The sequence below is a fragment of the Chryseobacterium hagamense genome, assembly GCF_007991455.1.
GTDB lineage: Bacteria > Bacteroidota > Bacteroidia > Flavobacteriales > Weeksellaceae > Chryseobacterium > Chryseobacterium hagamense.
Genome location: NZ_BJYJ01000002.1, coordinates 108,441 through 130,755 on the forward strand (window position 1 = coordinate 108,441; position 22,315 = coordinate 130,755).

Annotated in this window: 22 protein-coding genes; 5 read left to right on the plus strand and 17 right to left on the minus strand. The window is 39.6% G+C overall.

Annotated elements, in window-relative coordinates:
* Nucleotides 1–24: 24 nt before the first annotated feature.
* The 5 genes from CHA01nite_RS03400 to CHA01nite_RS03420 form a co-directional block, all read right to left on the minus strand.
* A complete protein-coding gene (locus tag CHA01nite_RS03400; protein WP_146939822.1) occupies nucleotides 25–1,518 on the minus strand; it encodes a phosphoethanolamine transferase in 1,494 nt (497 codons plus the stop codon).
* A 507-nt stretch (nucleotides 1,519–2,025) separates the two neighbouring features.
* Complete coding sequence (locus CHA01nite_RS03405; protein WP_146939823.1) at nucleotides 2,026–2,583, minus strand: serine acetyltransferase; 558 nt, start codon at nucleotides 2,581–2,583, stop codon at nucleotides 2,026–2,028.
* Nucleotides 2,584–2,625: 42 nt separating this feature from the next.
* Nucleotides 2,626–3,774 carry a glycosyltransferase gene (locus tag CHA01nite_RS03410; protein WP_146939824.1) on the minus strand — a complete coding sequence of 383 codons (1,149 nt, stop codon included), beginning with the start codon at nucleotides 3,772–3,774 and terminating at the stop codon, nucleotides 2,626–2,628.
* A gap of 2 nt (nucleotides 3,775–3,776) precedes the next feature.
* Entirely contained in the window at nucleotides 3,777–4,664 is an 888-nt protein-coding gene (locus tag CHA01nite_RS03415) for a glycosyltransferase (RefSeq protein WP_146939825.1), read from the minus strand.
* Nucleotides 4,619–5,752, minus strand: a complete 1,134-nt coding sequence (locus tag CHA01nite_RS03420) for a glycosyltransferase (protein WP_146939826.1) — start codon at nucleotides 5,750–5,752, stop codon at nucleotides 4,619–4,621. The genes CHA01nite_RS03415 and CHA01nite_RS03420 overlap by 46 nt, the downstream gene beginning before the upstream one ends.
* Nucleotides 5,753–5,881: 129 nt before the next feature.
* Between CHA01nite_RS03420 and CHA01nite_RS03425 the strand changes: the two genes are divergently transcribed.
* The 4 genes from CHA01nite_RS03425 to CHA01nite_RS03440 all read left to right on the plus strand — a co-directional run bounded on the left by CHA01nite_RS03425 (nucleotide 5,882) and on the right by CHA01nite_RS03440 (nucleotide 8,794).
* Nucleotides 5,882–6,172, plus strand: coding sequence for a hypothetical protein (locus CHA01nite_RS03425; RefSeq protein ID WP_146939827.1), 291 nt, complete (start codon nucleotides 5,882–5,884; stop codon nucleotides 6,170–6,172).
* A complete protein-coding gene (locus CHA01nite_RS03430) occupies nucleotides 6,162–6,857 on the plus strand; it encodes an SDR family NAD(P)-dependent oxidoreductase (RefSeq protein WP_146939828.1) in 696 nt (231 codons plus the stop codon). Before CHA01nite_RS03425 ends, CHA01nite_RS03430 begins: the two co-directional genes overlap by 11 nt.
* The gene (locus CHA01nite_RS03435) at nucleotides 6,854–8,188 is read left to right on the plus strand and encodes an ANL family adenylate-forming protein (RefSeq protein WP_146939829.1); all 1,335 of its coding nucleotides are present in this window, start codon (nucleotides 6,854–6,856) and stop codon (nucleotides 8,186–8,188) included. The genes CHA01nite_RS03430 and CHA01nite_RS03435 overlap by 4 nt, the downstream gene beginning before the upstream one ends.
* Before the next feature lie 75 nt (nucleotides 8,189–8,263).
* On the plus strand, nucleotides 8,264–8,794 hold the full coding sequence (locus CHA01nite_RS03440; protein WP_228458328.1) for an acyltransferase: 531 nt from the start codon (nucleotides 8,264–8,266) through the stop codon (nucleotides 8,792–8,794).
* Nucleotides 8,795–8,812: 18 nt separating this feature from the next.
* Here the strand turns inward: CHA01nite_RS03440 and CHA01nite_RS03445 are convergent, their stop codons facing one another.
* The 3 genes from CHA01nite_RS03445 to CHA01nite_RS03455 are packed head-to-tail and all read right to left on the minus strand — an operon-like array spanning nucleotide 8,813 to nucleotide 11,351.
* Complete coding sequence (locus tag CHA01nite_RS03445; protein ID WP_146939831.1) at nucleotides 8,813–9,979, minus strand: glycosyltransferase; 1,167 nt, start codon at nucleotides 9,977–9,979, stop codon at nucleotides 8,813–8,815.
* Entirely contained in the window at nucleotides 9,973–10,809 is an 837-nt protein-coding gene (locus CHA01nite_RS03450; protein ID WP_146939832.1) for a glycosyltransferase family 2 protein, read from the minus strand. The genes CHA01nite_RS03445 and CHA01nite_RS03450 overlap by 7 nt, the downstream gene beginning before the upstream one ends.
* Nucleotides 10,806–11,351 (minus strand): acyltransferase, encoded by a 546-nt coding sequence (locus CHA01nite_RS03455; RefSeq protein ID WP_146939833.1) that lies wholly within the window; start codon nucleotides 11,349–11,351, stop codon nucleotides 10,806–10,808. The genes CHA01nite_RS03450 and CHA01nite_RS03455 overlap by 4 nt, the downstream gene beginning before the upstream one ends.
* A gap of 95 nt (nucleotides 11,352–11,446) precedes the next feature.
* Here CHA01nite_RS03455 and CHA01nite_RS03460 point away from each other — a divergent pair, with 95 nt between their 5' ends.
* On the plus strand, nucleotides 11,447–12,217 hold the full coding sequence (locus tag CHA01nite_RS03460) for a class I SAM-dependent methyltransferase (protein ID WP_146939834.1): 771 nt from the start codon (nucleotides 11,447–11,449) through the stop codon (nucleotides 12,215–12,217).
* Nucleotides 12,218–12,369: 152 nt separating this feature from the next.
* Here the strand turns inward: CHA01nite_RS03460 and CHA01nite_RS03465 are convergent, their stop codons facing one another.
* The 9 genes from CHA01nite_RS03465 to CHA01nite_RS03505 all read right to left on the minus strand — a co-directional run bounded on the left by CHA01nite_RS03465 (nucleotide 12,370) and on the right by CHA01nite_RS03505 (nucleotide 22,313).
* Nucleotides 12,370–13,680 carry a hypothetical protein gene (locus CHA01nite_RS03465; RefSeq protein WP_146939835.1) on the minus strand — a complete coding sequence of 437 codons (1,311 nt, stop codon included), beginning with the start codon at nucleotides 13,678–13,680 and terminating at the stop codon, nucleotides 12,370–12,372.
* The gene (locus tag CHA01nite_RS03470; protein WP_146939836.1) at nucleotides 13,680–14,621 is read right to left on the minus strand and encodes a glycosyltransferase; all 942 of its coding nucleotides are present in this window, start codon (nucleotides 14,619–14,621) and stop codon (nucleotides 13,680–13,682) included. Before CHA01nite_RS03470 ends, CHA01nite_RS03465 begins: the two co-directional genes overlap by 1 nt.
* Before the next feature lie 104 nt (nucleotides 14,622–14,725).
* Nucleotides 14,726–15,523, minus strand: a complete 798-nt coding sequence (locus tag CHA01nite_RS03475) for an FkbM family methyltransferase (RefSeq protein WP_146939837.1) — start codon at nucleotides 15,521–15,523, stop codon at nucleotides 14,726–14,728.
* Between the two features lie 3 nt (nucleotides 15,524–15,526).
* Nucleotides 15,527–16,600, minus strand: a complete 1,074-nt coding sequence (locus CHA01nite_RS03480) for a hypothetical protein (RefSeq protein ID WP_146939838.1) — start codon at nucleotides 16,598–16,600, stop codon at nucleotides 15,527–15,529.
* A complete protein-coding gene (locus tag CHA01nite_RS03485) occupies nucleotides 16,590–17,543 on the minus strand; it encodes a glycosyltransferase family 2 protein (protein ID WP_146939839.1) in 954 nt (317 codons plus the stop codon). Before CHA01nite_RS03485 ends, CHA01nite_RS03480 begins: the two co-directional genes overlap by 11 nt.
* A complete protein-coding gene (locus tag CHA01nite_RS03490; RefSeq protein ID WP_170234680.1) occupies nucleotides 17,540–18,439 on the minus strand; it encodes a GT-D fold domain-containing glycosyltransferase in 900 nt (299 codons plus the stop codon). Before CHA01nite_RS03490 ends, CHA01nite_RS03485 begins: the two co-directional genes overlap by 4 nt.
* An 8-nt stretch (nucleotides 18,440–18,447) precedes the next feature.
* Nucleotides 18,448–20,244: an asparagine synthase (glutamine-hydrolyzing) gene (gene asnB / locus CHA01nite_RS03495; protein ID WP_146939841.1), complete on the minus strand. Its 1,797-nt coding sequence runs from the start codon at nucleotides 20,242–20,244 to the stop codon at nucleotides 18,448–18,450.
* Nucleotides 20,245–20,422: 178 nt separating this feature from the next.
* On the minus strand, nucleotides 20,423–21,352 hold the full coding sequence (locus CHA01nite_RS03500; protein WP_146939842.1) for a glycosyltransferase family 2 protein: 930 nt from the start codon (nucleotides 21,350–21,352) through the stop codon (nucleotides 20,423–20,425).
* A 31-nt stretch (nucleotides 21,353–21,383) separates the two neighbouring features.
* On the minus strand, nucleotides 21,384–22,313 hold the full coding sequence (locus CHA01nite_RS03505; RefSeq protein WP_146939843.1) for a glycosyltransferase family 2 protein: 930 nt from the start codon (nucleotides 22,311–22,313) through the stop codon (nucleotides 21,384–21,386).
* Nucleotides 22,314–22,315 lie beyond the last annotated feature (2 nt).

A 22,315-nucleotide genomic window follows, 5' to 3' on the forward strand; every position in this document is an offset into this window, starting at 1 on the left:
AGATATTTGAGTTCAAGTGACTGATTATTCCGGCAGCTTACCGTACTCTATACTTTTCATCTCTAAATTCAGATATTTATTTCCTTCATTTTTATAGTGCCGAGGAGCTTCCAGTCCCATGTATTTCATGATAAGCGGATAAATATAAGTCGTTTGGGTCTGCTTAGGTTCATGTCCGGTAATTCTGTAATTTGCTGATACTTTATCACCGTACCAAACAAAAAACGGCACCTGTGTAGATTCTTTAGAATCCACATGAAGCAACCTGTCGCCTTGTATTTTCAGTCCGTGATCGGATGTATAGATCACTACGGAATTCGTGCTTTTCAGGATGCTGACAATATTTTTGAAAACGGAATCCGTGTATCTTATAGAGCTGTCATAGCAGTCCATCCCTTCAGAATTCCAGTTAGGAGGCGTCCTGTTGCAGGGGTTAGGGTGGCTTCCGGTGATATGGAGAACAATAAATTTATCTTCTTTCTTCTGAATGACCTTTTTCAGCTCAGGGACAAGCACTTCATCAAAACCATTGATCCATTTTTTATTTTTAGCCATAGAAGCTATGGCAGTTATTCCTCTGGCGCTGGCCTGTGTGCTGAACCAGAAAGAATGATATCCGCTTTGGTTGGCCAGATTGATAATGTTATAAGACAACCTGTTATAATGATATCGGAATTCGTCCGGATGAATGCTTGAAAGAATTAAGGGAACACTCAGATTGGTGATTCCCGCGGGAGAAACGGCATGGTCAAAAATCATCATATTTCCCGCCTGCTCATCCATATGTGGAGTCGTTTTTTTATGATAGCCATACAATGACATGTTTTGATTTCTTTCTGATTCTCCAATAATCAGGATTACATTTTTTATACCGGGCTGTATTTTTTTAATGTCGAAAACAGGAACATTCCTTTTTATTTCATTGATTTCTCTCTGGATATTTAATGCCATATTGAAATCTGAGAGATGATAATATACATTTTTGATCATCTTTCCTCCACCTTTGTTGCTTATATAAGTATGTTTGAAGTGGTATACGAATGGGAGGATAAGCCATAACAAAGCAATAATGATAAATTTCGCATTGAATTTTACCACGTCTTTCTTAAGATAACTGACGGAGTAGAGGAGCATTCCCAAAAAAACTAAAAACAAGATACCCGGCAGGATAAACATATAAGACATGCTCATAACCTCATCCGGATTGGATTCAAGAATACTGATGGCCATTCCTACATTAAATCCGGAATGATAAATAAGATAGCAGGACGCTGAAATCAGAAAGTTCAGACTTAATACCAGGCATAGGATAATCGCTATTACCGAAGTATATTTATTCTTAAAAAGAAGTGCGTTGAATACGAGGAAGGAACAAAACATGGTTCCATATTCAAAAAAATTTCGGATGCTGTCCAGCTTTTCAGCTCCGAAAAGATGATCGAAGATATAGGGGAAAGAAAGAAGAAAACCTGTAAGGTATACAATGATAAGCAGGGTAAGAATTATTTTTTTGAGCATATTTGTGTTGATTTTCTGAGCGGTTAAGATCAGTTAGAAGTAGTTTTTACGGTCATCTGCTGACCATCGGATCATGTGCTGAATGAAGAGCATTAAAATCAGATCATTTTTGAGATCCAGGTTCTGTAGCAGTTTAAAAAAACTTTAAAAGATCAAAGGTGACCATTTCATGATGCCAATCTGTTTCTTCGCATTCAAAGTTCGGTTATAAAAAAGAATGCCACTATCTAATGCATCAGGTAGAGAGAGGATATCGTAAGAAGTATATTTTTCATCAAAGGTTATTTTTACATTAATAGTAAGCCCGGATCATGTTTTTAAGATGAAGCGGTTTATTCAGAATAGGCTGCATTGAAGGACTGATGCTATCGGTATTGTGAAACACAATATTTTTCACAAAACGGGATTTAGATCATGATGTCACAATTAAACAATACATTTTGCAAAAGTATATGAAATAGCCGATATCTGCGTGTAGAAATTTTGATACAAGTGTGCCGGGGATGACTACACTTTGCGGTTGATATACTCTCTTGTGGCATTGTCTGCAGGAATGATCTTTGCCGGGTTTCCTATGACGACAGAATTGGAAGGAACATCAAAGTTAACATAAGAATTTGGGACAATCAATACATTATTTCCGATCGTGACTGCGCCTACGATAACTGCATTGGCTCCGATCCATACTTCATTTCCTATAACAGGCGATCCTTCATTTTTTCCGCGGTTTTGCCGGCCGATCGTTACGCCCTGTGCAATATTGCAGTTCTTACCGATGACTGTTTGGGGGTTAATGACAAGGCTTCCCCAGTGCCCCAGGTAAAAACCTTCCCCGATCTCCGTTTCCGGGTAAATCTGGAATCCGTATTTAATCTGATAATGCCTTAAAACAATTCTCCAGAAAGTATTGAAACCCGGTGTCTTCCGGTATTTCTGAGCCATCCTTAATACATAGATAAAATGAAGATTAGGATTAATGCATTTCTTCCAGATCTGAAATGTGGAAAGCCATTTTCCGCTTTCCCTGAAAAAGTCTTTCTGAAGGGTAGAATATTTTTCGGCCATAGCACAAAAGTAAAAATTTACGGTTTAGGTTGAAAAGAAATGTTAAAGACCATCAAGGACTGATATTATTTTTTCTACAGAATTTTTAAGCGTAAAAGGCATTTCATAGGATTTCAGCTTTTCGGTATACTTCTGAAAGCTTCCCGGATCGATGAGCGCCTGTTTCATCCCGGAATAAATTCCTTCCTCGGAATTTTCAACCAGCAGTCCCAATTCGCCATTGTTCAGCATTTCAGCCGAGCCGGAGACTTCCGTGGAAATAATTTTCTTTTTTAAAGTGATGGCTTCAAAAAGAACTGTCGGAAAGCCTTCGTACCGGGAACTTAAAACGTAAAAATCCGCTTTTTTAAAATAAGGATACGGATTGTCGGTAAATCCCAGCATTACCGCCGTCTGATCTACTCCGAGATCCGATTTCAGTTTTCTGATATTTTCGAAATCATAACCGTCTCCCACAATCATGACTTTATGCCTGAAACCTTCACGGAGAAGCCTTTGATGAACCTTCAGCAACCGGTCGAAGCCTTTTTGGGGAAAAACGGTCCCTACGGAGATGAATGTAGGGACGGATTGATCGAAACTGTAATGGGTTACCGGCATTTCTGCTTTAGAAACAAACTCCTCCGTATCTAGGGGATTGTAGATTTTTACAATTTTGCTTTGCTCCGCCTGATCTTTGGCCAGACCGTGAAAAAGCTTTTCGATTTTCTCTGAGATCACCATAATTTTATCAAAGCCGAAAAACTTCCGGATTTCCTCATCGGTATAACCTTTCACCTCCGAAAGATCATTATGGATCCATACAATTTTCTTGGAAGAAAGGGGAGAACCCAGAATTTCATCCCTCATGCCGTGAATGGCGGCAAACTCGATGTCATAGGGTTTGTTCTTTAATTTATTTTTATACAGCAGGTTCGGGAATTTCTTTACGATTTTTTCGTGCAGTACCCGGGCGGCCTTACGGGGAATTTCATGCGGCCTGTTAGTCGTAATCATCTCTCCTCTGTGCAGGTACAGGATATTGATCCACTCCGGAACTTCCGGCAGGTATTTTCCTGAATACAGGTTCAGCAGCAGATCGATCTCGTATTTATCTGCCGGAAGATTTTTCAGAAACGTTACCAGCACTTTTTCTGCTCCGCCATGACGGAGGGATCCGATGCGGATCAGGATTTTCAGTTTGCTATTCATCTTTAATCTATGACAATGTTGTTCTTATATATTTTTCTGGATACCCAAAATTTATATAAAAACGGGAAGAATATAATAATTAACAATTTAGCAATATGTTTCTTATGTGCGGTAAAATTATTGATAACATATTTATTAACTTCTTCCTGGGTAATTTCCCGATGGGCATCGAACTGAGCCTTGATAAAAGATTCCACTTCATTTTTCATTCCGATATTTTTTTGCGAGAGAGACTGGTTGTTATAGAGCTTCCGGTAGTTGCAGAAAGGTTTGCAGAAATGCTTGAATGCAAAACCCAGGCTTGCCGCTCTCGAAAAAAAATCCCGGTCTTCCGAGTAGGAAAGGTTTTCATTAAATAAAACCTCAGAGATGATTTCTCTTCTGAAAAGCGTGGAGGAAGGCGTGAGCATATTGCTTACGTACATCAGCTGAAACTTGGAGAATTCACACTTTTTATGAAGGTAACTGGTATCTCCGAAAAACTGAAGATCACAGTATAAAATGTCGGATTTCCGATGGGTCTTAAGGTAGCTGACGGCATCATTAATGGAGGAAAGCAGGAGGTCATCAGAATCAAGACACAGAATAAGCTTGCCTTTTGCCAGTTTTAAGCCTGTATTTCTGGTGGCCAATACTCCCGAATTCTCTTTATTGATCTTTATTGAGTGTGGGAGACAGGATTCATCTAAAAACCGGGTAACTTCAGGACCAGTTGATCCGTCGTTTACAATAATGACTACGTAGGGATACCGGATACCCGAATTCTGTATGCTTTCAAGACATTCTTTAACAAAGGGAACGGGTGTATTGTAAACCGGAACGATGATGGATAATTTTATTTCTGCTAAAGTATTTTTTTCCACTGTTGTATAATTTTTTCTTTTTTCCATTTGTGTGTTTCATCGAAGGACGACTTCATCAGCCTGTTAAGCGCTTCTTCGTTTGCCGTAAGATGCCCGAGTTTTTCAATAAAGGCCTTCCTGTTATGAAGAGGGACCAGGAAACCGTTATTTTTATTGATGATGTCCGAAGGGCCATACTGGCAGTCATAGGCGATCAATGCGTTGGAAAAGAACATCGCCTGAATTAAAATCGTCGGAAGCGCTTCTTCCGTTGAGGTAAGGCAGTTGATCCTGGATATTCTTAAAAGCCGGTACACTTCATCCATATTCCGGCTGCCCAAAAGCTGAATGATATCCTCTAAATTTCTGTCGGCCACTTCCTTTCTGATTTTCTGTTCTTCCCTGCCGCTTCCGATAATAACGACTTTCCAACCGGGAGGCAGATGGGTATGGGCAATAATATCTATAAATCCGCTGATGTTCTTTTCAGGGTCAAGTCTTGCCACAACGGAGATGATATTTTTTTTATCCTCGGGCCGGATGAACATGTTGTTTTCCAATGCATCGTCCATGAGGTTGTAGATGGTGTGGGAATTCTTGTTGAATTTCAGGTAATGTTGTTCCCCGGGAATATTGGTGCTTACGATGTGTTTCAGGTTTTTATAATAAGGCCGCATGGTTTTATTCCAGAAAAACCCCCCTGAAGTATAGCCCATGTGTTCCCAGGCGATGGTTTTCCTGCTGACTTCCGGGTCTGTAGACAGCATTGAAGAAAGTTTGTACCAGCAGGATACAATAGTATCATACGGATGATGATTTTCGCTGATCCATTTCTTTAATGTCTTATATGATCCGTAATCGTATAAATAAGAGTACAGGCTGTATATTTTTGGAACGGATTTAAAATTTTTATACAGGTTGGTGGCCATCCTTGAATATGGATGTCCGAAAGAATCGATGTAGTGTTTTTTTATATCAGGGCGTACAGGATAAAAATCCTTGTGGGGGGCCATCAGAAAAAGGATTTCAATTTCATATTCCTGTTCTGAAAGTTCAGAAACAAGGTTGCTCAGGACTTTGGATACCCCGTTAGGCTTTATATTCTGATAGTAGATAAACAGAATTTTTTTTTTCATTTGGCTTTTTTAAAGTCAGCTTTAGTGCTGTGCAAAATTAGAAAAAAATATAGATTATTAAAGTTTATCATCAGCTGATTATAGATCGGAAAGAAATAATTTCATTAGATTTGCAGAAAATAAAATCAAATGAACGAGAAAGAAATAAAGACCCTTGTTTTAGAAGCCCTCCAGGATTTTGTAGAGACGAACGGAATTGAAGTTGACGAAGTTACTCCCGATCAGAGACTGATCGGAAAAAGCGGAATCTTTGATTCTATAGGCCTTTTAAACTTTCTGGTGGATCTGGAGGAAATGCTTGAAGAAAAGTATGACAGGAGTTTTAATCTTTCTTCCGAAAAAGCCATGTCCCGGACTACAAGCCCTTTTCTGAATCCTACAGAGCTAACAAAGTTTATTCTGGAGCTCGATGAAGAATAAAACCATATTTATAACGGGCAACCGCAAGGGCATCGGGCTTCATCTTACCCGGTACTATCTCGAACAGGGATATCATGTCCTGGGCTGCAGCAGAACCGAAAGCAGTTTTTCCCACGAAAATTACCGCCACTTTATCTGTGATGTTGCAGACGAAAAAAATGTAAAAGAAGTGATCCGGCAGGCGAAAAAAGCGTTTGGCGGAATCGATATCCTGATCAACAATGCCGGAATTGCTTCGCTGAACCACTCCTTACTGACGCCGGGATCTACGGTAAAAAAAGTTTTTGAAACCAATTTTTACGGAAGTTTTTTCTTCAGCCGGGAATGTGCCAAGGTAATGAGGCATACGGGCGGCAGAATCGTTAATTTTTCCACGGTGGCGGTTCCGCTGGATCTGGAAGGGGAAATGATCTACGCTTCTTCCAAAGCGGCGGTAGAAAAAATGACGACCATCCTTGCCAGGGAGCTTTCAGACTTTAATATTACTGTGAATGCCATCGGACCCTCGCCGATCTATACCGATCTGATAAAAACGGTTCCGCAGGATAAAATTGACGAGCTCCTGAAACAGCAGACGATTCACCGCCTTGGAGAATTGGAGGATGTGGAAAATGTGATCGACTTCTTTATCTCTCCGAAAAGCAACTTTATTACCGGTCAAATTATTTATCTGGGAGGATTATGAAAATAGATCAGTTTGGTGATTATTCAGGATTAAGCATTGTTGAGAACAACAGATCCTATACCTACCCTGAACTTTTTGCAAAGATCGGGGCCTATAAACAGTGGCTTGAGGAAAATATTTCTTCAGGCGATGTCATTGCCGTTCAGTCGGATTACAGTTTTGCAAGCATCGCTTTGCTGCTGGCATTATCGGAATATCCCTGTATTATTGTTCCTGTTGTCCCGACCACGGATTCTGAAGTACAGAATAAGCTGAAAGCCGCAAAAGTGAATAAAGTAATTACTTTTAAACAGGAGGAGCCTGCCGTTATTTCAATACAGAATGGCTCTTTGGAAAAAGTTGATCAGTATCACCGGATCATGGAAGAAAACCATGCCGGCCTTGTGCTTTTTTCAAGCGGAACCACCGGTGTCCCCAAAGTAATGGTGCATGATCTCAGTGCGCTTATTGCTGAATTCAAAGCGCCGAGAAAACAGAAAAACCTCAATTTTATCCTCTTTTTGCTTTTCGATCATATCGGAGGCATCAATACGCTGCTGGGCTGTCTGAATAACGGTTCACAGATTACGATTCCCGAAAACAGAAATCCCGAATATATTTTACAGCTCATTCAGGATAAAAATATCCAGGTACTTCCTACAAGTCCTACTTTTCTTAACCTGATGCTCATGACTGAGGATTTCGATACCTATGATCTGTCGAGTCTTAAAATGATCACTTACGGTACCGAAAGAATGCCGCAGCATCTGTTGGATAAACTTAAAATAAAAATTCCGTCGGTGAAATTCATGCAGACTTTCGGCACCAGCGAGACCGGGATATTAAAAACGGAAAGTAAATCGTCCACCAGCCTTTTTTTCAGGATCATCGATCCGAATTATCAGTATAAAATAGAAGATTCCCAACTGTATTTAAAATCGAAAGTCCAGGTTTCGGGTTATGTAAACCAGGAAAGCAACCAGTTTACGGAAGAAGGATGGTTTGCTACCGGTGATCTGGTAGAGGTGGATGAAGACGGCTATCTGAAAATAGTAGGAAGAATAAATAAAGTAATCAATGTCGGAGGCCTGAAAGTTCTTCCGAAAGAGGTGGAAGATATTATTAATCAGTTTCCGGAAGTTATCGATTCCACTGTCTTTGCAAAAGATAATGCCATTACCGGACAGATGGTCTGTGCGAAGGTTGTTATTAAGGAAGGATTGGATGAAAAGGAAATGAAAAAGGAAATCCTGAAAAAATGCAGGGAGGAGCTGGACCGGTACAAGGTGCCGAGCAAAATGATTATCACCCACTCCATTGATTTTACGACACGATTTAAAAAAGAAATATAACTAATACATTTATAGATTATGTACCTATTCTGGCGAGTTCTGCTTTTCTCCTTTACTTTTTGGGAAAGACTGTATATGAAGGTTTATATAAAAGTATGCCGGATGCAGGGGCTGAAGCTGGGGGAAGACGTAAAGATTTTCGAGCGGGTGTATTTCGGTTCTGAACCATTTCTGATTGAGATCGGGGATAAAACCCAGATTGCCGGCGGAACAAGATTCGTCAACCACGGCGGAACGACGAAAACGCTGAGAAGACTTCAGGGATTTGAAGACATCCGGATTTTCGGAAGGATAAAAATAGGAAAAAACTGCACCATCGGTTCCAATTGTGTGATCCAGCAGGATGTTGAGATGGGGGACAACTGCATTCTGGGAGCTGGTTCCGTACTGACGCATTCTATTCCTGACAATGTTGTGTTTTCAGGAAATCCGGCAAGATTTATCTGCTCCACGGAACAATATGCCGAATCGCTCCTCGACCAGAATACCCTTTATCCAAGGGATCTGGAGAACGACAGGGAAAAACTCAACGGATGGCTTAAGGAAAATCTGCCGTATGAATACAAAAAATCGAAAGTATACAAAAAGACCATAAAAACCGAATAGCCCGGCTATCCGGTTTTTTTAATGCTGACCGGCCGTGTGAAGATTCCGGATTACTTCTTCTACGGCGTGGAATATTCTCTGATTATCGAATTGCGCATCGATATTTTCTAAGTTCCTTCTTATCGTATCTGCCAGTTCCGGTTCCGTAAGAAATTTTTTCATTGATGCATACATCTCATCGGTTTCATAATTGATCAGATATCCCGTTTTTCCATGCTTGATCATGGCAGGAATATCTCCGGTGCGGGTTGCAATCGTGGGTTTCTGAAGAATTAGGGCTTCTGCAATAACCAGAGGCCAGGCCTCGGATTCCGAGGGAAGAATAAAATAGTCTGCATTTTTAACGTATGGATAAGGATTCATCAGGCTTCCGGTAAGTATAAAAGATTCCGTTACTTTATTACCCGCAATCTGCTGCTGGAGATTCTTCAGTTCTTCTCCGTCTCCCACTACAATGACCGTATGGTAAAAACCTTCGCGGATAAGCATTGTGTGAGCATCAATCAGTTTATGATAACCTTTTCTGGAATGCAGTCTTCCGATTGATACGAAGGTCGGCCCTGCAGACGGATGCTGAAGAGGTTCTTCCGCCTTTTTCCGGATTTCCTCAATCGGAATAGCATTGATGATGACTTCTTCGGGTGGATACCGGAGATCAGGGTAATACTGGTGCATCAGATCCTTGATTTTCTGGGAGCAGTAGATCATCTGGTCAAATTCCGGGAAATTCTTCAGAATTCCGGGTACGAGGGGCTGCAGTTTGGGCAGATTGATTTCAGAATGGAACCAGCCGATTTTTTTTGAATGTCTGTTTGTAGAATTAAGGACTGATGCAAAATCACCGTACGTCATGGCAATCTCGATATCGTATGTTTCACCTAAGAGACTGTCGGCAAGGGACGGCTTCTGCTGTATTTTTTTTAACTGCATCCTTCTCTTAATGAGCTGGATGTTCCGGAGTGCCGCGTTTCCGGACAGATCTTCCTTACCGGGTGTCAGGTAGACTTTTCGTACATGCTCAGGAAATTCATTCCTCAACTCTCCCTGGTTGATATTCAGACAGACCGTCATTTCAAACTGTTCCCTGTCGAGATTCTTCAGCAGACTCAGCATGACCTTTTCTACGCCGCCCATTTCCATCGACCGGTGTCTGAAAAGCACTTTTATTTTCTTGTTTTTTACCATGAACCGAAGATTTGTTGTGTAAAGATTCCGATCTTTTTCTTTATCCTGTACGGAATGGAATGCTGATATTCCAGAAGATCATAAATATCCTGAGAACGCGTATATTCGTCGGGAATAATCCTGCCGTTTATTTTTTTTAAATTTCTGCGTTTCATGGCAAGGAAAATTACTTTCGCAAAGTATTCGTAAGACTGCGGCTTATTGTCATTCTGGGAAATTCCTCCCGAATGAAGCCGGTACAGGTAATTGACTTCATTAATGAATTTTACTTTCCCTTTTTCATACATCTTCAGGTACAGGTCCTGGTCCTCCGCAATTCTCATCGTCGTATTCATTTTTTCCGTCTGCAGATAAATCTTTCTGTCAAAACATACAAAATGTGCGATCTGGATCGGGTAGTTAAAGAAAAAGGAATCATTGTTTTTCACCTGCCGGGTTTTGAAGGGAGCCAGCGGCTTAAGATTTTCGTCACAGCTCATGAATACGGAATAGGTAAGGACTACTTTTTTCCGGAAATTTTTGATGCTGGAAGAAACGGCAGTAGGGGTAATGGCATCATCCGGATCTACGAATCCGCATACATCACCTTCTGCGAGTTCAATAAGCTTACTTTTGGTAATGCCTACACCGCTGTTTGCAGGGTTTTCAAAAAACCTGAACCGGCTGTCGCCTTTAATGATATTTTTGATGATACTGACGGAATCATCCGTGGAGGCATCGTCAAGGATCACCGCTTCCCAGTTCCGGTATTCCTGGGCCATAACGGAATCGTAGCATTCTTTAAAATACTTTCCGTTGTTATAATTGGCAATTAAGATCGAAAACTTCATACAACGGGCTTAAAGATTAATTGCTGCTGATTGAAAACTTTGGTATTGTCCGGAATATCTCTAAAAATGGTACATCCGGCCCCGATAATACAGTTGTCGCCGATCGATACGCCCTTTAGCACCGTAACGTTGCTTCCCAGCCAGCAGTTTTTTCCGATCCTGACCGGTGCCGTAGAAAATTCCGAACGGGAAACCTTAAATTCAGGGACAGCCGCATAAGCGTGATTGTGATCGTAAAGCTTTACATTTTCCCCGAAAAGGGTATTTTCCCCGATAAAAATTGAATTCAGGCAGTTCACCGAACAGAAATTATTCATAAAAACACCGTCTTCAATAATAAGCTCCGCTTTTTTATCTACTAAAATATGGATGTAATTCCTGAAATTCACAGCCGTCCCGATCATTACTTTTTTTACCTCTCCGGATAAAATAAAATGATTGTTAATGCCTATTTTTATGCTTCTGACAAAGGTGTTGGGATGTTTTTTCAGTTTGGAAAGCTGGTGCCAGCGTTGGAGCTTTTCAAAAATAAGGTGCAGCATGTTGGGATTATATTTAATTCATAATTTGTACCGCAAAGATAATTAATTGTATTATACCATAAAAAATATTATTTTTGTGGCCTAAATTCAACACAGTGAGTGAAATATCATCGGTTCTCAAAACACTTCTGGCGTATCTTAAAAGGCCTGACCTCTATCCCGAGTTGAGAAGGAAAATCATAAAAAACACTTTACAGCGAAAAAACGCCTTCAAAGGAAAAGAAAAAACAAATTCCTGGGCGGCTTCAAGGGCTGTTTCCCAGCAGGAAGCCATTGCAAAACTTTTCGGAATGAAGATGGATTCCTTCCGTACCCTTTATGCTGAAGTATTAAAAAAATCGGAACAGAAACAAAAGGAGTGCCCCATCAAAATGGGGGGTGCCGGAGCATTGGAACTGATTTATTACGCCTGTGAATCCGTAGAAGCAAAGCATGTTGTAGAAACGGGCGTTGCCTATGGCTGGTCTTCTCTGGCAGCCCTTTTATCTCTTGAAAAAAGAAACGGAACCCTTTACAGTTCCGATATGCCTTATCTGGCACAGGACGGAGATCAGTATGTGGGATGCGTGGTTCCGGAAAATCTGAAACCGTACTGGAAACTTTTCCGGTTTGCCGATAAAGAATCCCTGCCTAAAATTTTTACTGAAACCCCTGCTTTCGATGTGATCCATTATGATTCGGATAAGAGCTACAACGGAAGGTTCTGGGCGTATAACGAACTTTATAAGCGTCTGAAGCCGGGAGGGATTTTTATCAGTGATGATATCGGCGACAACTCCGCCTACCAGGACTTTTGTGAAAAGAATCATTTTGAAACAACAGTGGTGGAGTACGAAGGAAAATACATTGGGGTTTTTGTAAAGTAAAATTGATTATTATACGATCTTTAACGGCATTCCTGAAATAGGAATGCACATTATCAGTTAAAATAAATTAAACCAAAGCAGAAAGATGTTTGCTTTGGTTTTTTGTTTTGCAGGATCTAAATTATTATTCCTTCTATTTCACGCACGTCACGTCACTTCATTATCCGATCCGTCTGAATATAACAATCAGATGGGTTTTTATACTGGGCGGAATCTTTATTTTCTATGATTTTATAGCCCTTTTCTATTAAAAATGCTTTAAACATCATTACTTTAGGCTTTACTCTTTCGGTCTGGTAATCTTTATAGACAATGCATACATTTTCAGTATCGGGTCTGCAAATCAGGCTGCTGAATTTTTTAGAATAACCAGAAATAGGCTCATAATATTTTATTAAAGTGAGAGTGTTGACACACAGGATGAAGATGATAAATATCTTAAAAAGGTTAATGTATTTAAATCTCATATTTAATATTAAAAATAGCAGCAGATATAAATTGGCGTTGCTCTTTATGCGGGCCGAATTATCTATTTTGGTGGTATAGTAGCTGTATATAATCCCTGCAAATACCATTAGAAATGAGAAAATCAGGTAAATATCAAAATAATTAAGTTTTTTCTTAATCATGATAAATGTGACGCCAACTAAAATCAACAGGCCGACCCAGATATTCAGGAAAGAAAGTCTGGACTTTATTCCTTCATGGATTATTACATTAATAAAACTTAGATCTCTTAAGCTTGATGATAATATTTTGCCAATAAAATCAATAAAACTATGTTGTTCAATATGAAGGTGATTTCGGTTCCCGAAAAGATACCCGCAGTAAAAGTAATTGATAAGCAGATAAAACGATACACCTGCGGCTGTTAATAAAAGCAGAAGCAGGAAATGTTTTAAAGAATATTTATTAATAAGCGTAAAATAACCAAAAAATACGATTGATGATATAAATACAAAAACACCTGCAAATCTTACCGATACCAATACAAAGAACAGTAAGCCTAATGCAACAGTACGTTTCACGCTATATCCTTCACAAATCAGCTTATAGATATGATAAATGATAACATAATTAACCAAAAAATAAAGAGGCTCCGACAAGCTGGTCGTATATAAAGGAAGCAAGGGATAAAATGAGAAAACCAATAAGGTTTGAGGGAAAAAGAACTTTTTTGAATAAGAAAATGTAATGATTGCTATATATGAAAGTAGGTTAATCAGCTTTGAAGCTATAAATTCCCCGCCTGATAAAAAGCTGAAAATTTTAATCAAAAAAGGATAGCTTAATGCAAAATCAGTTTTATAGTGCCAGAAATTTTTTGCCTGGAGGAAATATTCAATACTGTCAGGGGATACCAGTCCTGAGGAAAAAATAATTCTGAGTATAATAAACAGAATGGTTCCGGAAAAAAGCAAATAATTGAGAAAATCGTTTTTTTTATGATCAGGAATAATCATTAAAATAAATATTTCTTAAAATTGATATTATAGAGCCCGGATCGGATACTTGGATAGTCCGTGATGAAATATTTTGCAATCATTCCCCATTTTTTAAAGGGGGGAGCAAGGGAGATTTCGTAACTGCGGTGCATTCTTTTGATATGCCGTTTTACTTCTTCAGGAACCGTTTGTTCATTTTGCGCCCAATCGTTGATTTCCTTCCAGAGCAGTACCCTGGTTATTGCGGGGTTTACTTTTTTTGAATCTACCGTAGTAATCCTGTTGTTTTCATGAACGCCTCTCACAGCGATGGCCTGATCCAAAATTCCGGGATAAAGATCCAGGTAGTATGAAAGCCTGAATAAAAACTCCGTATCCTGATGAAGCCTCAGGTGGGTCTTAAAAAGCGGCTTCAGTTTTCTGAACATCGGCTCTCTTCTTATGGTCAGGCAATCGATACTGAACAGTCCGAAACTTCCCCTCATATTCAGCTGGCCCGGAAATACTTCTTTCGGGTCATGTTTTTTGTAAACCGTGGTCAGTTTGTCTTCAAACAGCGGATAATACTGTTCTTTTGCTTTCTCGGAATAATAATGTACACCAAGTGCTCCATAGACCCCTTCTACATTCGGATCTTTAAAAAGCGCTTTTTCAGCATCAAAACGGTTAGGAAGATAATAATCATCGGCATCCAGAAAGGCGATAAAATCACCGGTGGCCTTTTCGAGCCCGAGATTTCTCGTAGGTCCGGCTCCATGATTTCCTTTATCGGGATGTTGGAAAAGCTTTACCCGGTCGTGTTTTTCTGTCAAATACTTACAGACTTTTAACGCATTGTCCGGCGACTTATCTTCAACCAGAATGATTTCGTGCACTTCATCAAACTGAAGAGCGGATTCTACGGCCTGGGTTACATATTTTTCGGCATTGTAGACGGGAATGATAACGGAGATTTTCATAATTGATGTGTTTCTTACAAGAGCAGAATAAAACCTATATTCAGAAAATTGGGATCATAAAAAGAAGTTCTACAGCGGGTAATCTTTATAAAATGGGTGTATATTTAAGATATTTTAAAATTTGCCTTCTTATCTACGGCTAAATAATTAGTAGTCAGGTAAATTTCAAATGATTCGTGATACGTCATTTTTTGTAAGCCATCCTGTAGGATCCTGTAAATGTCATAATTTTGTAGTATTGAGAAGAAATCTGTTAACCGGTTTCCGGCATACAGGCTTGCCAATCCGAATTCAAACTGTATCATTGTAATACGGCCGTGTTCAATAGCATCTTTTGCTCCCTGAAAAGCTTTCAGCTCATGCCCTTCAACATCTATTTTTAAAAAGTCGATATGAGAAATCGAATGTTCTTCCAAAAAACGATCTATTGTTTCAAGCTTAATGGTTTCTGTTCTGCTGAGCTGCTTTTTAATCCTTTCATACCCGCTGTTTTCTATTGATGCCCATACGGAACCATCATAGTCGTAATGTATTTCAGCTGTTCCGGGATTGTTGCTGAATCCCAACTGATGATAGATGAAATTTATATGGTCTATCTTTTCCAATTCATTCACACAGAATGTAGTAGGCTCAAATGCATAGATCCGGAAGGGAGTCTTTATATTTTGAATAAGCGCTCTGCTGTAGCCTCCAATGTTGGCTCCGATATCGAAAATCACAATTTCTTTATCAGAGAAAATTCTGTTGATGAGTCCGAAAATATATTTTTCACCGCTTTTTTCATAATCCGAACCGTTACCGTAATTCATCCCTCTCAAAGCAATAAAGAAAAGGCGCTCAAAAAAAGCCTGAAAAGCTTTCTTTCCATAAAATCCGGCCATTTGGCCTTGTAGAATTCCCATATTTTATTTAATAAATTTTACACTTCTGTGTTCTGCCTGTAAATATATCAGTTTTTTTTCCAAAATACTTTGGTTTAGGTTCTTCACCATTCCAGCAGGGGAAAGATATTTTTTGTAATACTCCAGGACATTATTTTTCATGGTCAGGATTTCCTGTCCGGAATATTTAAATATCTCATTATGAATAAGATGCTCCAATTCATTGAGGTCCTTAAAGAGAACGGCATTGGTCCGGTGCCTCAGATTAGGATACATGACCTCGGCATATTCTTTCTGGATCAGGGGGATGGTTCCTACCGACATGGCCTCAATCACATTATGGCATAAGGGCATCACAACACCCGGGCAGCAAAGATAAAAGTTAAAGCGGGAAAGCAGTTCCCGGATGTCTTCCATCCTGATGCCATAGTTTTCCTTTATGGCAAATACATATTTTTCATTCAGGGTATCACCAGCAGAAATAACTTCCTCTCTTCCGCGGATTGAGATGAAATTTTCCTTTTTCTGAAAAAATGCCAGCAGACCGGTTCTTGTTTCTACCGTAAACTCCGTTCTTTTTATATCCAGATAAGCCTGTTCGTCGAAATTTCCGTAACAGAAGATTGAATTAAACCGTTTTCTGTCCGTATTGATTGTATGATCCCAGATTCCCTGGTTATACATGAACGGATGGAAGCTCATCGGTACATGAAATACATTATCTTGTTTGTTCTGTTGTTCAAAATAATTGACGAAGTAATCCGGGCTGAACATTTCATCCTTTAACTCAATTACATTTGGTGGAAGATTTTTTTTATTGATGCTCAGAAAGTTTTTTTCACGTACCATAAGTCCGAGGTAGCGGTCTTTATTCCTGAGATTCCTGAATCTTGAAAAATTCATAGGGTAGCAGATGGTATATCCTGAAAGCTGATAAAACTTGACCATCAGATAGAAAAACCGGTGATAAAGGTTAGGATTGGTGAAACTGATGAGCAATACCTTATCGTTTTCAGGAGGGATATAAAGTTTTAAATGCAAAAAGGCTACAGTATCACTGATAAGCCTTTTGACCTGATTTATTCTTTTATTGATCATACGGATGGTTTAGGGCATGAAACCGATATCTTGTTTTAAAAAATTCAGGATGCTTCAAACCTGTCAGTAAAAACGAGATCCATTTTTTTAAGCCTTTCTGGTGGGCTATTTTAAAACTAAGGTAATTAAGCCTTATTTTTTTTGCATATTTTTTTTCCAGTTTATTGGCTTTACTCCATAGATAAAGGGATTCATTATAAAAAAGGCTGTTCCGGTAGAATTTTGCAGAATAGGGTTTTATTTTGGTAATCCGGTTATCGTCATGAACACCCCTCATCGCAACAGCTTTATCGATGATTCCGGATTTCAGATAACCATGATAGGAAAGCTTAAGGTTAAAATCTGAATCCTGATGTACGCGGAGATCAGCGTTGAAACGAAGTCCGGTTTTTTCCAGAGCCGACTTTCGTACCGTCAGTGCATTCAAATGAAAAAACGAACCGAAAAATTCAGGAGTAAGTCCCAGGAGCCCTTTAAAAACTTCCTTTCCTTCTGCAGCGTAGTTTACAGTTGTCAACGGTGCATCTTTAAATTTTGCCTGATATTCCTCTTTACCTTTTTCTGATAGATAATCTACTCCAATAGCTCCGAACACTCCATCTATTCCGGGATTTCTGAAAATTTCTTTTTCAGCATCAAAACGGTTGGGAAGATAATAATCATCGGCGTCCAAAAAAGCGATAAACTCCTGCGTTGCCCGGTCGATTCCGAGGTTGCGGGTGGCACCGGCACCATGGTTGCCTTTGTCTGGATGCTGGAAAAGACGTATTCTGGGATTTCCGGCAGCCAATTCTTTACAGATGGCCAATGAACCGTCTGTAGAGCCGTCTTCTGCCAATATAACTTCTTTCACTTCATCAAACTGCAAGGCAGAATCAACCGATTTTCTTAAAAACCGGGAAGCATTGTAGACGGGAATGATAATAGAAACAGTCAGGGTCATTCGTTGATGTCTAAAATAATACTTTTTTCGTATTTATCCTTGAGCTCGTCAGGGATATCAAAAGATTGTTGTTCGCTGGCTTCATTTACATGACGTCCTCTTATTGACACTTTATCTTTTACTTTCATCAAAAACCACATGTATTCTATATCGATATGTCCTACGTCCAGAGCCCAGTAGGCTGCTTTGGCCAGATCATAAGCAAGGATGGTTGCGGTAGGTCCCAATGAGATTAAAACAAGCTTATTTTTACCATGCTCTTTTACGGCATTTAATATTTTATCGTAACACCGGAAAGCATTTTTTACAGGACATATAATTCTTTCAAGTGTTTTTGCATTATCAAACAAGTCATTACCTACTCCCAATCGTGAGTATCTTCCTTCAACAATCAAAATTTCCTGTTTTTCCCATATTTTTTTTAATAGAGAAACAGTGTGGAGAATGGTAGGATCAGATTTATCTTTATATCCAATATAAAACCGGGTAATGAACTGGTTTCCATAGATTTTATCACTGTTTAAAAAAAGAAGGATTCTTTGTCCGTACCCATTGATAAATTTTTTCCACCAATATTTGGTTGGGATATCAAAATTTTTTGAGCTATAAAAGGGTTCAGGAAGGCAAACCAGATGATTGGGAAGATCTGATGCTGCCACCTCTTTTAATTTTTTACTGATTTCTTCGCTGTTTTCCTGAAATTCAAGGGCAAATTCCGGAAAAAACAGACGGAATTCCCCATCTCCGAAGCGGCTGATTGATTTTTTATCTTCTATGATCTGACGAATGGTTTCGGTAAAACTTAATATTTTAAATTTCGGGAAATTTTTTCTTAGTCCTCGTGTATTAAATACCCACTGATAATAGTAAAAGTTAGCACTGATTTTTTTTTTCATTTGTTTCATTAAAAATATTTTTTATTAGGATGAGCCCAAAGCGCCAATTGCAAGAGGTTCCAGTGCTTATGATCCCTGTTTAAAAACTTTTGGGCAGCTTTAAAGTCGACATAGCTGAATATTTTCTGGTTTGGATCTTTCAATAGCTGGTCCGACAATCTGATGAGGTTCTCTTCTTCAAACCAGGTTTTGATGCTCATCCCGAAGCCCTGCTTACGGCGTTTTCTGATGGTCTCCGTCCAGTAGGATCCCATCGCTTCGCGGAGGATGATTTTATCGTTATCGTTGGTAAGCTTAAGCTGTTCGGGAAGCTGGATGCAGAATTCAGCGAAATCAATATCCAGAAAAGGCGTTCTTACTTCCAGCGAATTGGCCATTGCCATCCGGTCGGATTTTACCATCATATTGGCCGGGACATAGGTCTCAAGATCATGTCTCATCAGATCATTCAAAGAATCCGGATCAGGAACAAAGCTGTAGGGCTGTTCATATTTCGAGGAAATACCCAAGGCAAGCCGTTCTTCAGTATTGAAAGCGTTCCGGACAAAATTCCGGTGAAAATCCAGGATATTTTTATGTTTTATATTGTTTTGGGAAACAAAAGAGATGGGTTTCACCTTCTGGTATAAATTTAATCCGAACTGAGCAATAATATTTTTATAGCTGAAATGGTTCTTCAGCTGATTTTCTACCCTGTAAAAATTGTATCCGCCAAATAATTCGTCGCCGGCATCTCCCGATAAAACGACCGTCAGGTTTTTTCTGGCGTTCCTACAAATCTCGAAATGCGGGATAAAAGAAATGTCGGAGAAAGGTTCATCGAAAAACGGAGAAATTTTGAGCAGGGATGTTGCCAGGTCTTGCTTCTTCTCATGAACTTCAATATGATTCGTTCTGTATTTATCAGCAATTTCTTTGGCAAATTTAAGTTCGCTGTCCTCATGATCGTAGCCGAAACTGATGGTTGTCTGCTTCGGTAAAAACTCGGCAACCAAAGCGACAATAGAAGAAGAATCCAGGCCTCCGCTCAGGAAGCTGCCTACCTCAACATCTGCCACGAGCTGTTTTTTTACTGCTTTTTTCAGAAGATAAGTAAATTCGTCCTTTGCATCGGACGGGCTGATCACCCGGTCTTTTTTAGGAAGGCTGTAATATCTGGAAATATTTACCCGGCCTTCTTTCCAGATCAGCTGGTAGGCCGGTGGCAGCGTATGAATGTTTTTATAAATACTCTGATAGGTACTTACATAGCCATGCTGAAGGTAGTGTGACATCGCTTCGGTACTCACTTCCGGACGGACAAGTCCCGATGCAAGAATAGCTTTTATCTCGGAAGCAAAGATAAATTCATTATTTCTTCCGAAAGCATAATAGAAAGGTTTTTCTCCGAAACGGTCCCTGGCACAGAACAATTCCTGTTTTTCATCATTCCAGATGGCAAAAGCAAACATGCCGGGCAGATCGTGGATAAGGTTCTCCTGTTTCCGCTGGTACATCGCCAGGATCACTTCAGTATCGGAATTCCCCCGATAAGGATATTCGGCATATTGAGATTTGATATCCTGATAGCCATAGATTTCCCCGTTCAGGACAATACATTCTTTTTTTTTACTGGAAAACATCGGCTGTTTTCCGCCTTCGGAAAGATCAATGATAGAAAGTCTGCGATGACCCAGGGCTGCATTCTCGTAAAATTCATGATGTGCCGAGTCGGGGCCTCGATGGGCGATAGCATCCGTCATTTTCATCAGGGCCTCCTGGTAATTTCTGGCATTCGGAGTGATAATTCCGGCTATTCCGCACATAAAATTTTGTTTTTCATCATTTATATTAAACTTTCACGGGATAAATTTACAATATATTATAAAAGTATTTTCCGGTAGATGCTGCTATTATGCAAAATTAACAATTTCCCGGTCTTTTTAATACATTATCCATCTTTTACATTTCAGCCATGCACTTTGCCGTGTAGCACCCTGTTTTTTACTTCTGTCTCTTAAAAGTATATTTCATTACTTTAAGCAACTGCGCCAGTAAGATCTTTACATTTCCCGAGAGGAAAAACCTTTCGAATATGGATTGATAAAGATTAAAATTAACCAAAGGGGTTTTAAACTCTTTTCTGTAATAATACTGCAGGATCAGCTGATCCAGGTCCTTGATGATCTGTGTGTTTGCCCTTTTATCATGATTGATCTGCCGGATGTTTTTAAAAATATTGATTGAAGTACGGTATTTATTTTCTATTTTAAGCGAGCTGTATACACCGCCGTCATGAAGACGGTAGACCCCCATCATTCTGTTGAAAGACCGACCTTTGCCAAATTCGAGGAGATGATAAAAATAATAGAGATCCCGGTAATCCGGATAGACATCAACCCATTTAAGATCCAGAAACTTTTTCCTGATCATGTAAGTAAAGGTCTGCGTCGGACGGGCGGTAAAAAAGCTTTCCTGAGTATAGTCCACAAAATCTTTACCGCTGAACATAGGGTCTTTTCCATCGCCGGTCAGGCGTTCTTCATTCTGGTGGTATAGAAAGTTCCTTGCGGTCGTCATGACATATTCCTGGTTCTCATCAAGAAAGTCTGCCTGAAATTGCAGCTTTTCAGGATCCGTCCAGTAATCGTCCCCTTCACAATAGGCTATATATTCTCCTTTGGCCAGGCGGAAGGCAAACCGCTGGTTTTCTACGAATCCTATATTTTTCTCATGCTTAAAATATTTTATAATATCCGGATGTCTCTCCGCGAAATCCTTTACTATCTTATCCGTATCATCCGGAGAACAGTCATTGCAGATGATCAGCTCAAACGGGAAGCCCGTTTGCTGTAAGAGAACCCCTTCAATCGCCTGCTTCAGATAAGGAGCATGATGATAAGTGAGCATAATCACGGATACTTTTGGATTCATCAGTAGAATGATTTTGTAATTATTAACCTTATTAATTATTAAGAATGTTCAGAAACGAAGGACCTGTGTTTTTTAAAACAGACCGGAAATGAATAATTTCGTGGAATTTCGAACATTGGTACCGGTATTCCCTCCAGGTATTAAAGGCAGCTGAATATTTCAGCATCAGCATCTGTTTGATCATTTTCGGAATAAATTCTCGATTCATTATTTTTTTATCGAAATCATAAGCCGGATTCAGGTAGCGTTGTTCTCTTTGTACGCGAAGGGCATCAATATGAGCCGTCTTGTTAAAGTCCTGCCTGCCGTCATGCACTACTTTGCTCCGGGGACAGATGATAATTTTTTTTCCGAAAAAAGAAATACGCTGTACATATTCATAATCTTCGGAATAATGAAAGAAATAGGGATTGAATCCTCCGATTTCCTCTATTGTTCTTCTTGGTAAAAACCAATGGGCGGCGTTGACGAAGTCTATTTCATAGCTTTGCTGCAATGTATTTTCAAATGCATCAGAAAATATTCTGTTGAAGTGGGTATTCCGTGCCAGGTACCTTTCGAAAAAAATGTCCAGTTTCTTTTCCGTGCCATCCATGTGCATCGGGCTCAGAATGCCGATTTCTTTTTTATCCGGATAAGAATGATACACTTCCAGAAGCTTTTCAAGGCTGTTTTCATAAATCCAGGCGTCCTGGTTCATCAGGTAAAAGAAATCAGCTCCGTTCCGGTAGGCCTGTTCGATCCCGATATTATTGGCTTTGCCGAATCCTAAATTTTCTTTGGACCGGATAAGCTCTACTTCCGGAAAATAACCTGCAATATATTCCTGGGTACCGTCCGTAGATCCGTTATCAATTACAATACAATGAACCGGCACGGAAGAATGCCTCAGGCTGGTAAAGCATTTTTCTGCCCAGTTCATGGCATTATAAGTAACGATAATAAAATAAATCTTAGGCATTT